Origin of the sequence: Rhizobium sp. ERR 1071, from assembly GCF_007828675.1 — a bacterium.
Classification (GTDB): Bacteria; Pseudomonadota; Alphaproteobacteria; order Rhizobiales; family Rhizobiaceae; genus Rhizobium; species Rhizobium dioscoreae.
This window is the reverse complement of record NZ_VITM01000035.1, coordinates 1-1,155: the sequence shown is the minus strand read 5'-3', so window position 1 is coordinate 1,155 and position 1,155 is coordinate 1. Positions and strand designations below refer to the sequence as shown.

Below are 1,155 nucleotides of genomic sequence, written 5' to 3'. Positions count from 1 at the left end.
GGGGAGAGCGACTGTCTTTGCTGTCAAGCGTTTTGCCATGGTCTTGCGTCTCGAATGATGGCGTTGAGGATGGTGAGGAGTTTTCGCATGGTTGCGACGATAGCAACGATCTTCGGCTTGCCTGATGCGACGAGCCGGTCGCGGAAGGCCTTGAGGCTTGGGTTGTGGCGGCTGGCGACAAGGGCGGCCATGAACAGCACGGCGCGCACCTTGCCCCTGCCGCCGCCAATGAAGCTCTTGCCCTTCCACTTGCCCGATTGCCGCGTCCACGGCGCAAGACCTGCCAGCGAGGCAATTTGGCGCCGGTCGAGACTGCCCAGTTCAGGCAGCTCGGCCAGGAGCGTGCGGGCCGTTGTCGGCCCGACGCCCGGTACGGAGACGAGCAGCTTCTCGCGCACGCGCCATATCGGCGACTTGCGGATATGGCCGTCGAGATCGGCATCGAGGCTTTCGAGCTCGCGACGCAAGGCTGCAAGCAAGCGCTTGTTGCTTTTCTGCGCCTGCTTGGCCAGCGCCTGACGCAACCGGTTCTCCTCCGCGACAATCATCTGCACGATCTGCCGCCTGCGCGCCACGAGTTCGGACAAAGCCTGTGTCTCGGCATCACGCAACGGCCGGATCTCCGGCTTCGTCGCAAGGACGAAGGCGGCGATGACAGCTGCATCGATCGGATCGGTCTTGGCCCTGCGGCCGATGGCATTGGCATAGGCGCGCACTTGCGCCGGATTGACGACGAGGACCGTCAATCCCGCCGATGACAACCCGGCCACCGCCAGCGTCTCGTAGCCGCCGGTTGCTTCCAGCGCGATCGCATCGGCACCGATGGTCTTCAGCCGGCCGATCAGTTCATCGATGCCGGCATGGTCATTGCCGACAGCAAAGGCCTCTGTCTGCGGCATGACCGCCACGTCAAGCCGGTCCTTCGAAACATCGATGCCAACAATCTTGTCCATCTGATCCCTTCCTTGCCTAACCGGGCTTTGCTTGCGCAAGCGGCCCTGGCGACTGTTCGGGTTCAATGGAACGGCGGATGCAGACTCTCGCTCTCCCACGGGCTTGGTGTCCCAAAGGTGCATCGGTCTTCCATCCACCACCGCAACAGGCACTACAGCGCCAATAGCGGAGAAAGGGAAGTTACAAAGGTGCCCCGTAGGG

The 1,155-nt window shown here is 62.8% G+C and carries 1 protein-coding gene; it reads right to left on the bottom strand.

Annotated elements, in window-relative coordinates; genetic code table 11:
* Window positions 1-23 precede the first annotated feature (23 nt).
* A complete protein-coding gene (locus FBZ99_RS32985) occupies window positions 24-953 on the bottom strand; it encodes an IS110 family transposase (protein ID WP_145637477.1) in 930 nt (309 codons plus the stop codon).
* Window positions 954-1,155 lie beyond the last annotated feature (202 nt).

Coding starts and splice junctions, on each gene's coding strand:
- FBZ99_RS32985 (WP_145637477.1), bottom strand. CDS start 953: ATGGACAAGATTGTTGGCATCGATGTTTCGAAGGACCGGCTTGACGTG.